This is a genomic window from Vibrio sp. E150_018, from assembly GCF_053544035.1.
Genome location: NZ_JBHGNY010000007.1, coordinates 46,552 through 63,388, shown reverse-complemented (window position 1 = coordinate 63,388; position 16,837 = coordinate 46,552). Strand labels below are relative to the sequence as shown.

Below are 16,837 nucleotides of genomic sequence, written 5' to 3'. Positions count from 1 at the left end.
ATTCACTCAAGGAAGTTAAATGAACATTGGTATCTATATTTATGATAATGCTGAAGTATTGGATTTTTCTGGGCCTTATGAAGTCTTTACAACCGCGAACCGCGTATGCAACTCCTCTCCATTTAATATATTTTTGATTGCAGAAAACTTGCAACCAGTAAAAGCTCGCTCAGGATTTAATGTTCTACCGCATTATGATATTTCAAATCACCCTAAATTAGATGTCTTAATCGTTGTAGGTGGCGATCACACTAAAGAGATCAATAATAAATTAGCTATTGATTGGATTTCTCAGCAAGACCAAACCGTCTCTTTAATCACCTCTGTTTGCACTGGTGCTTTTTTACTGGCTAAAGCTGGTATTCTACAAACTCATCAAGTCACCACACACTGGGAAGATATTGCAGACTTACGCCAACAATTTCCTCACCTAAAAGTTTTAGAGAATGTTCGTTGGATACAAGATGGTAATCGAATTAGTTCAGGGGGGATTTCAGCAGGTATTGATATGAGTTTATTTATTGTCAGCAAATTGACTAGCATTGAAACGGCCGAAGCCACAGCCAAGCAAATGGAATTTCGATGGCAACGCAATTAATCAAACCTCAACTGGGTATATTATCTTCAAACACCAATAAAAAGCCCCTGCAACTAATGCCTACAGGGGCTGATTCTATTTAGCTATACTGAATGCAATCAATCTTAAGCAGCTTTTTCTTTATCCGTCTCTTTATCTGATTTTACGCCATCGATAAATTCTTCATGTAAAGTACAAATTGCCGATTCATAATTCTCATCATCAACCACAAATTGTACATCAACATTACGCATCGATGAGTGGGCTGCTCGTGGGGTAATATCTTGACTCATCAATGAAACCATACCGTGGCTTAAGGCCTTATTGGTATCAATTGATGCCCCAATGACTGAAATCAAAGCGACCATCTTGCCGGTGATTTTCGCATTTGGGAACACTTTTTCGGCACGAGACAACACTTTATTTTTACTCTTAGAGTTTCCGCTTAAGTAATAGGTAATTGAGTTTGCATTCATTTCTTTACCAACAAGTTGGACACGCTCATCATTAATGATCTCCATTAATTCATAACTAACGTTATCAGCTTGTCCTACCATTGCTTGGTCAAAGATATGTAATGCAAAGACTTTATTACGGCCAGCAATAATCTCAACTTTATCCGTAGTACCGGCATAGCTGTGCGGATTGAAAGCATGAGAAATCAAAGTACCTTTATGTTCTGGCTCAAAAGTATTTTTAATCACAAGCTCAATACCACTACGGCGTAAACCTGATGCGGCATTTGGGTGAATCGCTTCCATACCTAGGTTGGCAAGTTGGTCAGCAACATCATAGTTAGTTTGTCCCATTGGACGTACTTTTTCAGGTCCTACAATGCGTGGGTCAGCAGTACTCAAGTGATACTCTTTATGAATAACCGCTTGTTGAGCTTTCGATAACACCGCTAAACGACTGAACGTCATCTCACTATAACCACGGTCATAGGTTTTCATTAAACCTTCAGAGCAATACACATAACCCGTGACAATTGGCAATTCTTTGCTCATATCTATATCTTGAAGGGCATTTTCAATGACGGTATCAAGGTTACCCGAAGCATCTTTACTTTCACTTTGCTGTTCGTCTAAATCCCAACCGGATAAATCAACAAACTTAGCATTGATATCAAGAGTTTTTAGCTTCAAGCAAGTATTGTAGGCACTATGTGCTTCACCGATGGAAGATAAAAACTCTCGGATTTGCGGCAAATAATGCTGCATTGAAAACTGTCCATATTGGCAAGTTTCCATAATGTTATTAATACAGTTGGTCGCTTTAGCGATACGGTCTTTAATAAAGTTATCGGCACGACGGCGGCTGATTGGATCAGCAAACATATTTTCGTTGATCAGCAACATACGCTGTTCAAGCTCTTCCATTGCATCGACCCAAGCATCATCACGATCGGCAACTAAACGATAAATACCTGGCTTACCAGTACGCTTACATTCTAATAATGCATCGGTAATACCACCGTAGGCAGAAACCACAAACATGCGGTTATATGGATTTTCTGGACGTAGTAGAATATTATCAAGAACAGCATCAAAGGCTGACATGGAAGTACCGCCAATTTTTTCAACGGTATGATTTAAAGTTTTATTATTGTCAGTGTGGCTTCTATTTGAAGAAGTCAAAATAAGCTCCTATAAGTAAATAATTTAAAATTCTATAATCTATTCGATGAATACGCATCTAAAGGCTTTAGCCCAGAATCCCGATCGAACTACGCTAAGCGTAGCGATCGAGATACGAGTTACGAATTAATCAACTAATGGATAAACACCATTTTCATCATGGGTTTCCGCACCGGTAATCGGCGGGTTAAACACACAAGCCATGACCATATCCGCATCTTTATATGCACGTAATTGGTGTTCATCGTGCTTGTCTAAAATGTACAAAGTACCTGGTTTAATTGGATACGTTTCGCCACCAACTACTTCAATCTCGCCTTCGCCAGAAATACAATAAACTGACTCTAGATGGTTTTTATAATGAATGTGTGTATCCGTACCGGCATAGATGTTTGTAATGTGGAACGAGAAGCCCATTTTGTCGTCACGCAATAACATACGTACACTTTCCCACGTATCTGCGACTACTCGACGTTCACTGTTTCGGCATTCTTCTAATGTTCTTACAATCATTTTTTATCCTTGTATTCATATGTTTAGGTATTCATTTAACTCGCCAATAGCGCTGTAACTATCAGCGCTAATTTTGAATGTAAACCTCTATGACGCTTTACGAGTTGCTTTCTCGGACACTTTCTCAACCGCTTTTTCAAAAATATGAATACCTTGTTCAAGTTCTGATTCGCTTACGGTCAACGGACAGAAAAACTTCACAACTTCATCGTTTGGACCTGCAGTCTCAATCACCATGCCATTTTCAAAACACTCGCTGGTGATCATGTCTGAGATATCGCCATCTTTACATTCGATACCCTGCATCAAACCACGACCTTTAATACCTTCAAATAAGTTTGAATATTGCTTCAAAGCTTTCTGTAATGATTTATTTAATTGCTCAGCACGCTCTTTAATATGCGTTTCAAACTCATCATTGTGCCAGTAGGTATCAATCGCTTCTGCTGCCGTTACGAACGCATGGTTATTACCACGGAACGTACCGTTATGCTCACCCGGTGCCCATTGGTCTAGCTCCGGCTTCATCAACATGATTGCCATTGGCAGACCGTAACCACCGATTGATTTCGACAATGTCACCATATCCGGTTTAATACCTGATGGCTCAAAGCTAAAGAAAGTACCCGTACGACCACAGCCAGCTTGAATGTCATCAACAATCAACAAAATATCATTGGTTTTACAGATTTTCTCTAAACGCTGTAACCATTTATCAGAAGCAGCATTTAAGCCCCCCTCACCTTGCACAACCTCAACAAGTACTGCTGCAGGCTTATCCAAACCACCTGAATTATCATCAAGCATGGTTTCAAATAAAGCCAAACCATCAATGTCAGCATAACCTTCATAAGGAATGCGAGTCACACCCGAAAGCGGCATTGCTGCGCCACCACGGTGATGCTGATTACCGGTTGCTGCTAGTGCGCCATAAGACACACCGTGGAAACCATTGGTAAAGGCTACGATATTAGTACGGCCCTTTACTTTACGAGCCAGTTTCATAGCAGCTTCAACGGCATTTGTACCTGTTGGTCCAGTGAACTGAACTTTATATTCCAGATCACGTGGTTTTAAAATTTTGTCATTAAAACTTTCTAAGAAATGACCTTTCGCTTGTGAATGCATATCTAAACCATGGGTTAAACCATCTTGGTCGATATAGTTGAGCAATGCTTTTTTTAGGACAGGGTTGTTGTGGCCATAGTTCAACGAACCTGCACCGGCAAGAAAATCTAAGTAACGATCTCCGTCTTCGGTATGAAGCCAGCAACCTTTCGCAGAAGAGAATACTACTGGGAAGTTGTTGGCATAACATTGAACGTTTGATTCGTGCTTTTTAAAGATATTCATGTCTGATCCTGTCTATCATCCTATGTGTGTATCTCGATTGGGCGAATTCCCAATCAAGAATTTTTAAATAGATTTGTTTGTGTGGTTAACTCATGGCAAGAGGAATATGGAATAAATACTCACTATCATGCTCACCATTAAAATGATTTTCTTTGTCTAAGAAAACACTTACGCGTCCTTCTTCACCATCTTCTCGCTCAAGTTTTCGGAATAAATTCCAAGAACCATGATTATCTTTGGTAATCGTCGTCTCAATTGCAGCAACGCCAGCGACACACTCACGCGCTAATAACGATTTAATCATTCGATACGCTAATCCACAGCCACGGCTATTTTCCGCAACCGCTACTTGCCAGATAAAAAGAACTGGTCGATTAGGGTGACTTGATGGTTTGAGATAAGCGGAAACAAAACCTGCAATTTGACCATCTTTTTCAGCCAATACGCATGTATCGCTAAAATGTGATGCCTGCAAAAAGTTACAGTAGGCAGAATTTGTATCCAAAGGAGGACACGACTCAATCAAAGCGTTTACTTGATTGCCGTCGGTTATTTCGGGTTTTCTAAATGTTAACTCGTCCTGAGTTTTGGTCACTTTTTCGGGGTGTGCTACCCACGGTGCCGTAATCATCTTAGCCCTATTTTTTATTTGTACACTGTTTCTTTATTCGAACAATCCAGCTACCGATAAAGAAGCTCAGTGGCGATTAATTTTTATTAGTGCGTGTTGCTAAAACGAGAAGCAATTGTTTAGTGCACTAATCAATTTCGTTTTAAATAATAACGTACTCGATTATTTTATCAACCCCTTATTACTTAAGTGAATATATACTTAACCATTAAGATATTGATTTAAAAGGTGAAAATTAACATGTTAATTTTTAAAATAACAAAATAAGTCCTTTAGAGGTGTAATTAATAGTTCGGCAAAAAATCATATTAATGTCATATCAGTGGACTACGATTCAACACACGAAGACTGATAATGGAAGTGTTACTTCAAGAGGCGTTAGATCCATAATTGAGGGTTTTCAATATTCAATGTGGTGAATAATAAAGGCAGAAGAGTACAGCGTGATCAAGCCCTCAAATTAAGATCTAGGAACTGAATAATCATGCTATTTTTTTAACTGTAATTAAATTATGCTGTTGTTAGTCTTTCATTTATTTTTATTGAACATTTAGGATGTTAACAATGAAGAAAACCATTCGCACAATGCCTGCGCACAAAAATATCGCCCTGGTTGCTCACGATCACTACAAGCCAGAGCTACTTCGCTGGGTTGTTGAGAATAAAGAGAAACTACAAAGCCACTTTCTTTACGCTACCGGTACAACAGGGAACATGTTAAGCCGCGAAACTGGGCTTGCGATCAAGAGTTTAATCAGTGGCCCTATGGGGGGAGATCAACAGCTTGGTGCTCTAATCTCTGAGGGGAAAATAGACATGATGATTTTCTTCTGGGATCCACTAAACGCAGTTCCTCATGATCCAGATGTTAAGGCGCTACTACGTATAGCATCGGTTTGGAATATTCCAGTAGCAACCAACCGTGCAACAGCAAATTTCTTATTCAACTCCGTATTGCTAGAGCAAGAAGTTGATATTGAGATCCCGGACTATCAATCTTATTTGAATGAGCGCCTTTGATTTTCAATATACCATCGCCAAACAAAGCTTCTTGTTTGGCGATGAATTGTTATTTATCTATACCTAAGTAACTCTTTCAGTTGATCGACTTTCCAGGTAAGCCCATCTAAACGTTGCTGTAAGATAGCCAATTCTTTTACCGCTTTTTCATTGTCTCCAGCTTTAAGCAATTGTTCAATATATCCAACACGAGCATAAATTGGCGACAAGCTTTTACCTACTTTGGTCACTGAATTCATCTCATCTTTTAAGTTATTTAAGTTGGTTTTCTGAATGCCTAAATTAATATTTGATAGGTGGGTCCGCACGGAATCAAATTTATTCACCATATCATTAACTGATTCAATACTCTCCTTTCGCTCTACCAACCATTGCTGCCTCAATAAAGCAACCAGCTCCTCATCACCAAGCAAAAACTCAAGCTTTTTTATACTTTCATTTTGTCGACTAGGAGTTTCACCTAGCCAAGCTAATGAATTATTAGCCATATTAGAAATATAATAATTTAGCGCTTCTCTTTGCTCTTGATCTAATGGCTTCTCTGGTAAGACATTTGACTGAATATAGCGAGTCGGATCCAATCTGTTCGATGGCAATAAAAACTGATAAGCAACAAAGAAGGTAAGCAATAAGGCTAAAACATAGTAATGCCATTTTACTGTCACTTTTTGTTCACTAGGCGGTGGAATTGCAGCGACCTTTTGTTTGCTTCTATATTGAATTTCTAATCGATCAATATGTTCAAAAATCACATAAGCAATTCCGTCCATATTGGCTACGTATTCAGGTTGCTTTTCTATAAAAATTTGATCTATTTGCTCACAGTAACGCTCACATCGATATAAATGTCGAAGCATTTCATAGTTAGGCTTAAGCAGTTTGATTTCTTTAATAATACAACTATTAACCCAATCCATAAGCTCTTTGCGTTTGTTGGCATTCTTTAGATCTTTTGTAGATACCATCAGTGAAGATAACAGCAACTCTAAACCGTTAGCCAATCCAACGATACCATTAAGTCTTGTCGTAGCGACTGTGTAATAACAACAGAGCAATAAGTCTATTCCCGATTTTTCAGCAAGCAAGGTGCACTTTGTTTTAACCGTCTCCCAATCTGTCCCTCCTGAAAATAGGGAATTTTGCTTATTTATTTCCTCTTTTACATCATCATAAATATGACTTTTTCTAAGAGCACTCGAGTCGCTAACAAGGTTAAAAACACGGTGTTCAATATATACGCAGCTCGACATAATCCACATCCAAAGAAATCAGAGTGAGGCTTCCCTCACTCTCTTCTAGTCAAATAAATATTAAAAATTTATTAATTCGCTAATATAAATTTTCAGATAGCTTAAATGTCCTAAATAAATTATTCGTAAATGGATTGCTATCGTTATTCGAATTCAACCGATATACCATGCTTCCATTATCGACTGAAAACTTATAGTCCACTGATTTTGAACTCGCAGAAACCACTTTTGCCTGATCCAATAAACGGAAGAATGACCAAGATCCTTGAGTGGTGATACTTCTCGGGGAATACCCAGTCTGTGTCGGTACTAATGTCACTTTTGACGATGCCGTTTCTCTTAAGGAATTAGGCCAAATCAATTCAACTACATCTCTCTGCCCATGACTGTAGGTTAAGTACTGACCATCAACATCAATCGCACTACGTCGCTTATTCCCACTGAGAACTATCGGCTGTAATGAGAACTCAATATCAAGAACGCCTTTTCGATTAAAAAATGCTTCCTGTATTTTCTTTGCTTTAGCCAACTCATCGATAACTTGCTGATTAACAATAGAGTTATTGCCATTCTCAGCATCGTCGATAAACACGTTTTCATGAAGAAATAAATCTAGCTGATCATTATAAAAAGTATTTAATATTCCATCTGGAGCAAAAAAGGCTTCAAAATCAGACAGAGATACCTCTTTTTTAGCCGTTAAGGATAATGGATATTTTCCAGCTAATTTTTCTTTATAAGGCTTATATACATCTTCTTTCCAGCGAACCTCTAAGTAACGAATCGCCTCTTTCTTCACCACATACCAGCTTTGATCAGATAGCGTTCTCATCATCTGATTCAGCGGGCTTGGCAAGCCGCTAGACACTCGACGTAATGTATAAATAGGATCAATGCTCTGCAATGTCACCCGCTCTTTTGTGGCACTTAAGGCTGACATTCCGACATTCGGTGAATCTTGCATCGCTTTAAGATAATCACGTAACTGCCCTACAACATCTAACACTTCTGTCATATACGCTGGATTGTCTCCATTAGGGTAACTCAGTGCATTTAGCTCAGAAAAAGGCTCATCAATCTTAGAGGCTACTTTAAATTTAGGGCTTTTCAATAAAGCTTCTTTTGCTGCCTTATCACCTTCTGACGTAGAAGAATTAAATAAATGAGTATTAGCATCAACCGTTCTTAGAAGCCTCTGGATTGGCTCTAGATTGCCCATAATGCTATCAGTAACCGTTACCGCCTCATTGATATCATTAAACTTTTTAATATTAATGTTATTTAAAGCATGACGCCAAGTACTGGTGTAGTCTGCAATATATAAGTTCCGAATTTTTTCTCTTAATACGCGCTTATCTTCTTCACTAAACTCTGCGGTTGAAGATTGGCCTAGTACCCAACTATCAATTAACGCTAACTTAGAAACAGACTCAGATTGAGGCATAAAGTAATTATCAAAGCCTTCTTTAGTGAGTAATTTAGGGATATAAAGTGACTGATCACTTCTTTTTCCTTTTTGATAAATAATATCAAAAACAGGTCCAATTAGATTACGTAGGCTGACAGCTGGACCTAATAAACTTTGTGCGCTTAATTTTAAATTTCGGTACACCCTTTCTTCGTTTGGCATACGACCAAGTTCATTTTGAGCTCGACTAATCAGCAAATCATAAGGACGCATCAATTGATCGGCTAATTCATTACCATTGTTTCGATCTGTAGCGAGATTTGTATGCTCCATTGCATAATCTAGGTGCGCCAATAATTGCTTTTGAATTTTCTGCTGACCTGAAAATTGACGCTGCCAATATTTTGAAAAATAATCTAAAACGAACTCTGAGTGCCGGCCACTCGCATCCACTATCATCCGGTAAACTCTTAATACCGCTAATTTTTTCTCATCTGATTGGGCCAGATTTAAATCATGAATGGTATCAGCCATGAGCAGTGGCAAAAATTTATACTCAAGTAAATTTAAGTACGTTTCTTCAACTTTAGGCCCAATGGTATGTCCTTGATACAGACCTAAATCAGATACATATTTCAACTTATTCCGAAAGAAACCGAATTCTAAGGTTGCTTCACGAATCTTGTTTAAAGGCTCTAATATATCTTTCTGCGACAACATTCCATTATTACCTGAAATGAGCACCTGATATTCATTAACCTTCTGTAAAACATTATCCGCTTGAGTAACATTTATCGAATAGTATCGCTGCCAAGCTGTAATCAATAATAAACTCGCAACACTACAAGCAATCACTGAGGTATATATGATCTTCTGCTTCTTTTTGGCAACTTTAAAATTATCAGAGGCAAGCCCTGCTTCTGGGTAAATAATTTTATTAAATAACTTTTGAGTAAAGTATATTGTCGAGGTTTTTGCATGTTGTGCACTATTGATGGCATGTCTTAATCCATAGCGACGTGAGGTTGCATTATCAAAGGCATTAATGGCAACACCCTGCTGAAATACTGAATTAAAATAGACACCACGAACTAATGCCGAGGTTGAGAATTGATCGCTTCCCAATGTTTCTTCTAGTAATCGGTAAATCGTACCTTGTAAGCCGGCTAATTGACGAGAGAAGCTATAAACCGCATTACGGTCTTCGTTATCCGTCAAGTTCACCATAATATGAGGGATTGCTTCATTAATTCGTACAATAAACTCTTTATAGCTAGCGGTGTACTCGGTTAGCCAATGATCCAAGTCATCCACTGAATCTAATGAGAAAGTGAAACCAAGGACTTCTTCACGCTTTTCTTTGGTGTAATTACGAAAAAAAGGTTCAAAGCCGTGTAACAGATCAAACTTCGTAAAAGAAACGTACACAGGAAGCCGAGTCGATAATGTTTCCATTAATTCGCGTAAACGAGTACGCAATAAATTCGCGTAGACTTTACGCTCCGATTCTGTTGATTTGGCTAAATGTGCAATATCAATCGCTAAAACAATACCATTCAATGGCCTGCGACTACGTGTTTTTTCTAACCAGCGAGTAAAATGGACCCACAAACGACGTGATAACTCAGGATCAACATCATTTCCTAAGCCACCCTGAGTTAATAATTCACCGTCAGGATCAATTAATACTGACTCATCTCCAATCCACCAATCAAAACTATATGGGTTTTCACTTTTAAGATGAGAAGCTCGCATTACCGACGAAAAAACGAAATTTTGTCCCGATCGGTTGATTAAACTGGTTTTTCCCGCATTTTCTAAACCAAACACTAAATACCAAGGAAGTGAGTAAAGATAATTACTCTTGCTTAAGTTCACCTTCATCGTCTGCATGACTTGGTTTAATTCCAGTTCTTGACGTTCTTCAAACTGAAGCAGAGGATCGGTTTTCAATTCAAGTGCTCGTTTCTCTTCATCTCTTATTCGTACCAATTTTCTCCATTGCCATACTCCCCATAAGGAGAAGCAAACTAGCGAAAATAATACGCAAGCAACGGTTCGAGCAGTGAGAGACGACAATGGCTGACTTTTATCTATCGTTAACCAAGGTCCCATCCACCAGATCGCAACATTAATGAGGACAAAAAGGCTAAATAATAAGATTGGCATTGCCGCGGTTAACGCTGGCTTAAGCTTTTGGCCAATCCCTGTTATCATTTTCCACATATAATCACTACCTTAATTATTTAATATTATTAATATGCTTAAGCTTTTCTACGAGTGATGGCTCCCAGTCACTCAAACTCATAGACATAAATTGCTCATACAAACCGCGATATTGTTCACTTGCCACCGCCGTCAACCGACTATCTTCCAACAGATCGGCTAACAAACATTGCCAATAAAACTTGTCTCTTGGATCTAAGGCTCTTTCCAAGCCATCATTAACACTCGATATGGCAACAGTGACGCCCGCTTCTTTTGCCAGCTGTTTAATTTGCTCATATTTTTCCTGCCAGTTACTTACGCCACCTTGAGATTGAGATTTCGCTGAAAATTCAATCCATTGCTGAGTTTCATCGGAAATAAAAGGGGCACCATCTTTAAATTTCAATTCCAGCAACTTAGGTAACCGAGAGATGAATTGTTTCGTCTCATCATGTATCGCTTTTGCCCATTCAGGTTGGTCAATAGATTCAGCAATTCTGGCACTTAAACACTGCCCATCAATCCAATAAGGTGCCAAAGTTAAGCTCTTTTCAACTTTACGCCATAACGCAAGATCAGGATGAGACATTCCATCTGTGTACTCTTTTAGACGCTCACTTTGTATCCCGCGTAACTGGGTTTCACCTACGTTGTTATGCTCTGGGGGCGAATCAATGCCTGCCCATACGGCATAACGTCGAGTCCTGATAGAAAGCGGAGTACCGTAGTCTTGCTCAGATAAAAAATCCGATACTTTTAAAAGCGTCTGCTTCACGGACTGGTCGCTTGAAGTATCAAACGTTAATGGGTTATTCGCTTGAACATTCACAACCGTGGAATGACCAACATCGGAGGTGACAGCAGCAGAGCTTTTCGGTTGTTCATAAAATGAAGATCTTTCTTCACAATCTTTAAGTTTGGTTTTTATTCTTTGCACAAAATACTGTACAGAATCAGAATCTAAGTCATTTTTTATCGCCGCTGCGTGCCAATCTGTCAGCGCTTGCAACAACAAATCTCTTCCTTTGGCATCAAAAAGAGAGAAGTCATACTTATCAGCAAGTAAATCAAACCTCTGCAGAAGTAAGCTAAAAAATTTACGGCGGGGTAACTTTCCTCTCTCTCCTGGAGAAGGGTAACTATCACTCCAGAATTCACGCATGAAATCACCAAAAACAAACAAAGAAAGAGTTAACCTTTCTGGGGTTGCTTGGTGATGCAAACACTGTATAAGGTGAATTAGCAACTTAATATCTTTCGTTTTTTCTTTAAAAATCTGAAGGATACTTTTTTCAACTTCACTCCATTGCACGGAAGCATGCGATAGAGAACCAACCTTCATCATTTGATCATCGATAAACTCGTATAAGGGATCATCGTATAAACGCTCACCTACATGAGATTCTTTAGATATGGGTGTTATGATGGTTTGGCGATATTCTGTGGTATTCATAAAATCCCTTACCAACCACAGCTTTTACGTAACGGAATTAATACGTTTGATAAATTTTCAGTATTAAATTTAAGACCATTAACAAGATCTATATCTGAGCGTAATTGTAAATTGGAAGATGATGCTATTTTCTTCATCATATCAATAGCAAAAATCCCCCTAGAACTGCTGACGACAAAGCCAGAATCATCGGTTCTCCATAAGCTAGATTCGAATGTATTGGCTGATATATTAACTCTGGCTTGCTCAATATTTTTATGAAGTAATAGGTCCAAATGACTAATATTATTGATACAACTCATCATTAGGACAGCACCCTGTCCATCATTACTATGACTTGTCGTGGGTAAAGTTACCCAGATATCAGAATCAGCACTTCCATTTCCGCTTGAAATTAAAGGGAGTAAATCACCTTTTACTCGCTGTTGTTCAACTGCCATACCCCGAGACCAGAGTTCTGGTTTTATTTCTTTTAATAAAGCGATTTCTGGTAAAGATGTTTTGAAAATACGATCAAAACAATCCAAGCGCTCCAGCCGAGCTGTAATATTAGTGCATGCTTTAGCTTCATTTAAAAGTGAACTTTGTTCAGCTCGAACATCACTAATAAAAAACAACTGGAACAAAATCACAGTAAAAATAACGATGCTAAATTGATAATTCATCAAGAAATCTCCAGTTTCTGGCATTTGTAAGTCAGAGTTCTAAGAGGTATTCCTAAGCTTTTTGCAGCTTTCGTTTTATTCCCAGAGTGTTTATTTAATCGCTCTTGGATAACTTTAAATTCAAACTCACCAAGGAGCTCTGTTAAGTTTCCAATATGATTAACACCTTCGTTAAAATCGAATAGCGACAATGCATTTGAGTTGTCTGAAATATAAGATAACGAAATTGGTTGCCCGTCCTCAACTTGAGAACAAGATAATTCAATCATGCTTTTTAACTCTCTAACATTACCTGGAAAATCTAATTTTTTTAAATGCTCCAAAGACTGCTTCGTCAGGGACCCAACATCCCTTTGATAGCTTTCATTATATTGCTCAATAAAATACTCACTCAATAACTCAAGATCTTCTTTTCTATCCTTTAATGCTGGAAGTAATACCGGACATTGCATTAATCGATAATATAAATCTGGACGAAATTCTTTTGATTTAACTTTCTCTTTTAAATTTATATGGGTTGCAGAAATCAACCTAAAATTTGATGTTAGTTCTTTCTTTCCCCCAAGAGGACGAAAGCTTTTTGTCTCAAGTACACGTAACAATTTAGATTGGAGGTGCGTTGGCATATCACCAATTTCATCAAGAAATAATGAGCCACCATCCGCCTGCTCAATCAAGCCTGCATGGTAAGAATTAGCACCAGAAAATGCCCCTTTTTCATAACCAAACAGCTCACTTTCCAATAAGTTTTCAGGTATGGCGGAACAATTAATCGCGACAAATTGCCCTTTGTTATAATCGGATATCTGATGGATCGCTTTTGCAGCAACTTCCTTCCCTGTCCCCGTTTCACCATGGAGCATAACCGACAGTGGTGATTCAGCCGCCACTACGATTTTCTTTTTTACATCTAACATTGCCGAAGAATTACCAATCAATGTCTTAGACAAACTTAATAATTTTTGCCCCCTCTGATTCACCTTCCTTTCTGTCGTCAATGTTTCAGATAAACTTTCTTTTTCCAAGCCTACCTTTTGGAGATCTTTTAATAACTCCCATTGCGTTGCATATGCTTCAATATACAATTTGAATTCAGGTACTACGGCTAATTGCTCTAACTTGATTGCATCACCAAATATAACTAATAAAGAAGGACATGATTCTTTAGCGCATGGTAAAGGATAAATTAAACATGCCTCTCCATTGCCTAATGACGATGTCAATATTTTAAAGTCTTGATTGTTTTGCCAATAAACAAGATCAGATTGAGGTATAAGCTTATACCTACCTTCTTGTAACACATGAGAAAAAGGCACATCAAAATCCACGACTGACCAGTTGGAAATATCATCATTCTCACTTTGATAAATCAATTCTCTACCACTGTCGCTTAATTCAACCGTTAAACACTTGGCTATATTCAACGTTTTTGTTAATGAATTAATAAAAGTATTCGATAGCGTCTTAGCATCTCTCAACTTCATTAATTCTGTTATAGAGATTAACCATGAGTTCATCTTATTCAACCTCACCAATAAACTCACCATCTTGTACTGACATCGAAACATGAGTAATCGCATCTTTGTCGACTAGTTTATTTAACAACGCTAATGAGATTGGTGGTAATAATTGACCATCAATGATCGCCTCTAACATACGCGCACCATTTTCTGAACGGTTAGCACGATTTAATATCTCATCAAATAACTCATCCGCAATCGTAACTTTCGCTCCATAGCGTTGCTTAAATAAATTTTCTAAACGAGATAATTTACCTTTAATGATTTCAGACAGGACCGCTCGAGATAGTGGTAGATATGGAATGGTCTCCATTCTTGCCAATAGTGCGGGTTTAAAGAATGCAGCAAGCTCAGGATATAGCTTCTGATCTAACTCTTCTGGATGATCGGCATAGTCGACAATCGTCTGATAACCTAAGTTAGAGGTTAGAAAAAACACCACATTCTGACAGTCAATTAAGCGGCCTTCACCATCGGCTAACTCACCTTTATCGAAAGCTTGGTAGAAGATATTTAGCACCTCTGGATGCGCTTTTTCTACTTCATCGAGTAACACTACCGAATATGGCATCTTACGAATTGATTCGGTTAAAATCCCACCTTCACCGTAGCCTACATAACCAGGGGGAGAACCAATTAAGCGTGATACGGCATGTTTCTCTTGGTATTCAGACATGTTAATGGTGGTTAGGAATTGCTTCCCACCATAAAGTTGCTCCGCAAGCTGAACCACGGTTTCTGTTTTACCCACGCCACTCGGACCAACAAGTAAGAAAGCGCCTTTCGGACGCCCTGCTCGTCTTAAATCGGCTCGAGCAGTTAGTAAATGCTTATGTACCTGCTTAATCGCGGTATCTTGGCCTTTAATGGTTGCTCCCAAAATATCGACAAGGTGCGTAATTTTATACAGCTCATCTGAATTCATTTGGTTAACAGGAACTCCCGTCCAGTCAGCAACCACTTCTGCAATTTGTTGAGCCGTAACATGTGGATGAACTAAACGGTCATCATGCTCAATAAGATCTAACTGCTGGTATTTTTGATTAAGGCTTGCTTTTAACTCGAGCAGTTCTTCAGCGGGTAACTCGTCTGAAGATATAAGCTGGGTTCGTAATGATAAAATGTCATTAACTAATGCCTGCTGAGTCTGCCACTTATTTTCTAATTCGCTTTTCTCAGCATTTTCAATTTCTTGTTGTGTTAGAAGCTCATCAAGGCGATCTTTATCTGGCTCTTGACCTAAATAAATGGAACGCTCAATCATTTCAATTTCAAGCTGTCTTTGATGAGCAAGCGTAGCAAGAGCAGAAATGCGTTTAGGTGGAACCGCTAAGTTAATCGCAATTCGAGCACATGCGGTATCTAACACATCAATTGCTTTATCTGGCAGCTGACGACCCGAAATATAACGGGCAGATAACTCAGCTGCCGCTTTTAATGCGTCATCAGTAATTAATACTTGATGCGACTTTTCGTAAACCGAGTTTAACCCGCGTAAAATATCAACCGCTTGGTCAATGGTAGGCTCATCCAACTTAACCAATTGAAAACGTCGAGTTAAGGCAGGATCTTTTTCAAAGTACTTTTTATATTCTTTCCATGTCGTCGCAGCAATAGCACTGAGCTCACCACGAGCAAGTGCGGGTTTGAGTAGATTAGCTGCGTCGCTTCCCCCTTCTTGATTCCCCGAACCAATCAAGGTGTGGGCTTCATCAATAAAAATGATAATAGGCTTACTCGATGTTTTCACATCTTCAATCACGCCTTGAAGACGTTTTTCAAACTCACCTTTAACCGAAGCGCCTGCTTGCAATAAACCTAAATCCAAAGACCAAAGATCGACATTTTTTAACTGCTCGGGGACTTGACCACTAACAATTCTCAATGCCATCCCTTCAATAATGGCACTTTTACCTACCCCAGCATCGCCAACCACAATAGGGTTGTTTTTGCGACGTCGGCATAGGATATCAATCATCAAATTAAGCTCTTCATCGCGGCATAACACCGGATCCAACTCACCATTGCGAGCGGATTCAGAGACGTTTTTACAATATCGAGATAAATAATCCGAAGTGGATGAAGTGGCCGATGATGCATTACCTGATTGCGGTGAAACAACGTCCGTCTCACCCGAATTAGCTAAAAGTACATCGAAATCTTTTTTTAAGGTCTCTCGATTAATCGCTTCAAACACAGGAATAATATTCAGTGCTAGGTATCGGTCTTTACGTAAAAGCGCGGCTAAAAACATCGCACCAGAGCGTAATTGATGCTGATTTAACTCAGTAGTAGAAAGTAGCCAAGCTTCTTGTAGTAATTCTACTAAAAGAGGTGAAAAGGCAGGGTAAGTATCTAGTCCACTTTCCGTGTGATAGCTTAAACTGAGCTTTTCTTTTAAAGATAAAGTATCAATATTGGCTTGCTTTAAAATCACTCGTAAATCAGAAATAGGGTTATCAAGTAAAACATTAAAAAGGTGCTCGATCGTGATTTCAGAGCTTTGCTTTTCAATACATAAAGAAGCCGCCTGTTCTAAAGCAAATTTAGTTTGTTCATTTAACTTAGAAATGAGCGTTGATAATTCAATTCGGAGCATAAT

The 16,837-nt window shown here is 38.7% G+C and carries 12 protein-coding genes; 2 read left to right on the top strand and 10 right to left on the bottom strand.

Annotation, left to right across the window (positions count from 1 at the left end; translation table 11 throughout):
• Window positions 1-19: 19 nt before the first annotated feature.
• Entirely contained in the window at window positions 20-598 is a 579-nt protein-coding gene (locus ACE3G9_RS08980; protein WP_417879879.1) for a DJ-1/PfpI family protein, read from the top strand.
• Between the two features lie 104 nt (window positions 599-702).
• Here the strand turns inward: ACE3G9_RS08980 and ACE3G9_RS08975 are convergent, their stop codons facing one another.
• The 4 genes from ACE3G9_RS08975 to ectA form a co-directional block, all read right to left on the bottom strand.
• Window positions 703-2,214: an aspartate kinase gene (locus ACE3G9_RS08975; protein ID WP_417879878.1), complete on the bottom strand. Its 1,512-nt coding sequence runs from the start codon at window positions 2,212-2,214 to the stop codon at window positions 703-705.
• A gap of 126 nt (window positions 2,215-2,340) precedes the next feature.
• Window positions 2,341-2,727, bottom strand: coding sequence for an ectoine synthase (locus ACE3G9_RS08970; RefSeq protein WP_417879877.1), 387 nt, complete (start codon window positions 2,725-2,727; stop codon window positions 2,341-2,343).
• A gap of 87 nt (window positions 2,728-2,814) precedes the next feature.
• On the bottom strand, window positions 2,815-4,080 hold the full coding sequence (ectB, locus tag ACE3G9_RS08965) for a diaminobutyrate--2-oxoglutarate transaminase (RefSeq protein WP_417879876.1): 1,266 nt from the start codon (window positions 4,078-4,080) through the stop codon (window positions 2,815-2,817).
• Between the two features lie 85 nt (window positions 4,081-4,165).
• Window positions 4,166-4,711: a diaminobutyrate acetyltransferase gene (gene ectA, locus ACE3G9_RS08960; protein WP_417879875.1), complete on the bottom strand. Its 546-nt coding sequence runs from the start codon at window positions 4,709-4,711 to the stop codon at window positions 4,166-4,168.
• A 564-nt stretch (window positions 4,712-5,275) separates the two neighbouring features.
• On the opposite strand from ectA, the gene ACE3G9_RS08955 reads away from it, so the two are divergent.
• Window positions 5,276-5,731, top strand: coding sequence for a methylglyoxal synthase (locus tag ACE3G9_RS08955; RefSeq protein WP_417879874.1), 456 nt, complete (start codon window positions 5,276-5,278; stop codon window positions 5,729-5,731).
• Window positions 5,732-5,784: 53 nt separating this feature from the next.
• On the opposite strand, the gene ACE3G9_RS08950 is transcribed toward ACE3G9_RS08955, so the two are convergent.
• The 6 genes from ACE3G9_RS08950 to tssH form a co-directional block, all read right to left on the bottom strand.
• The gene (locus ACE3G9_RS08950; protein ID WP_449218961.1) at window positions 5,785-6,990 is read right to left on the bottom strand and encodes a type VI secretion system ImpA family N-terminal domain-containing protein; all 1,206 of its coding nucleotides are present in this window, start codon (window positions 6,988-6,990) and stop codon (window positions 5,785-5,787) included.
• Between the two features lie 70 nt (window positions 6,991-7,060).
• Window positions 7,061-10,615, bottom strand: coding sequence for a type VI secretion system membrane subunit TssM (gene tssM, locus ACE3G9_RS08945; RefSeq protein ID WP_449218960.1), 3,555 nt, complete (start codon window positions 10,613-10,615; stop codon window positions 7,061-7,063).
• 16 nt (window positions 10,616-10,631) lie between these two features.
• The gene (gene tssA / locus ACE3G9_RS08940) at window positions 10,632-12,050 is read right to left on the bottom strand and encodes a type VI secretion system protein TssA (RefSeq protein WP_449218959.1); all 1,419 of its coding nucleotides are present in this window, start codon (window positions 12,048-12,050) and stop codon (window positions 10,632-10,634) included.
• Between the two features lie 8 nt (window positions 12,051-12,058).
• Window positions 12,059-12,715: a type VI secretion system-associated protein VasI gene (gene vasI, locus ACE3G9_RS08935; RefSeq protein ID WP_449218958.1), complete on the bottom strand. Its 657-nt coding sequence runs from the start codon at window positions 12,713-12,715 to the stop codon at window positions 12,059-12,061.
• Window positions 12,715-14,232 (bottom strand): sigma-54 interaction domain-containing protein, encoded by a 1,518-nt coding sequence (locus ACE3G9_RS08930; RefSeq protein ID WP_449218957.1) that lies wholly within the window; start codon window positions 14,230-14,232, stop codon window positions 12,715-12,717. The genes vasI and ACE3G9_RS08930 overlap by 1 nt, the downstream gene beginning before the upstream one ends.
• A gap of 1 nt (window position 14,233) precedes the next feature.
• Window positions 14,234-16,834 (bottom strand): type VI secretion system ATPase TssH, encoded by a 2,601-nt coding sequence (gene tssH / locus ACE3G9_RS08925; protein WP_449218956.1) that lies wholly within the window; start codon window positions 16,832-16,834, stop codon window positions 14,234-14,236.
• Between the last annotated feature and the right edge of the window lie 3 nt (window positions 16,835-16,837).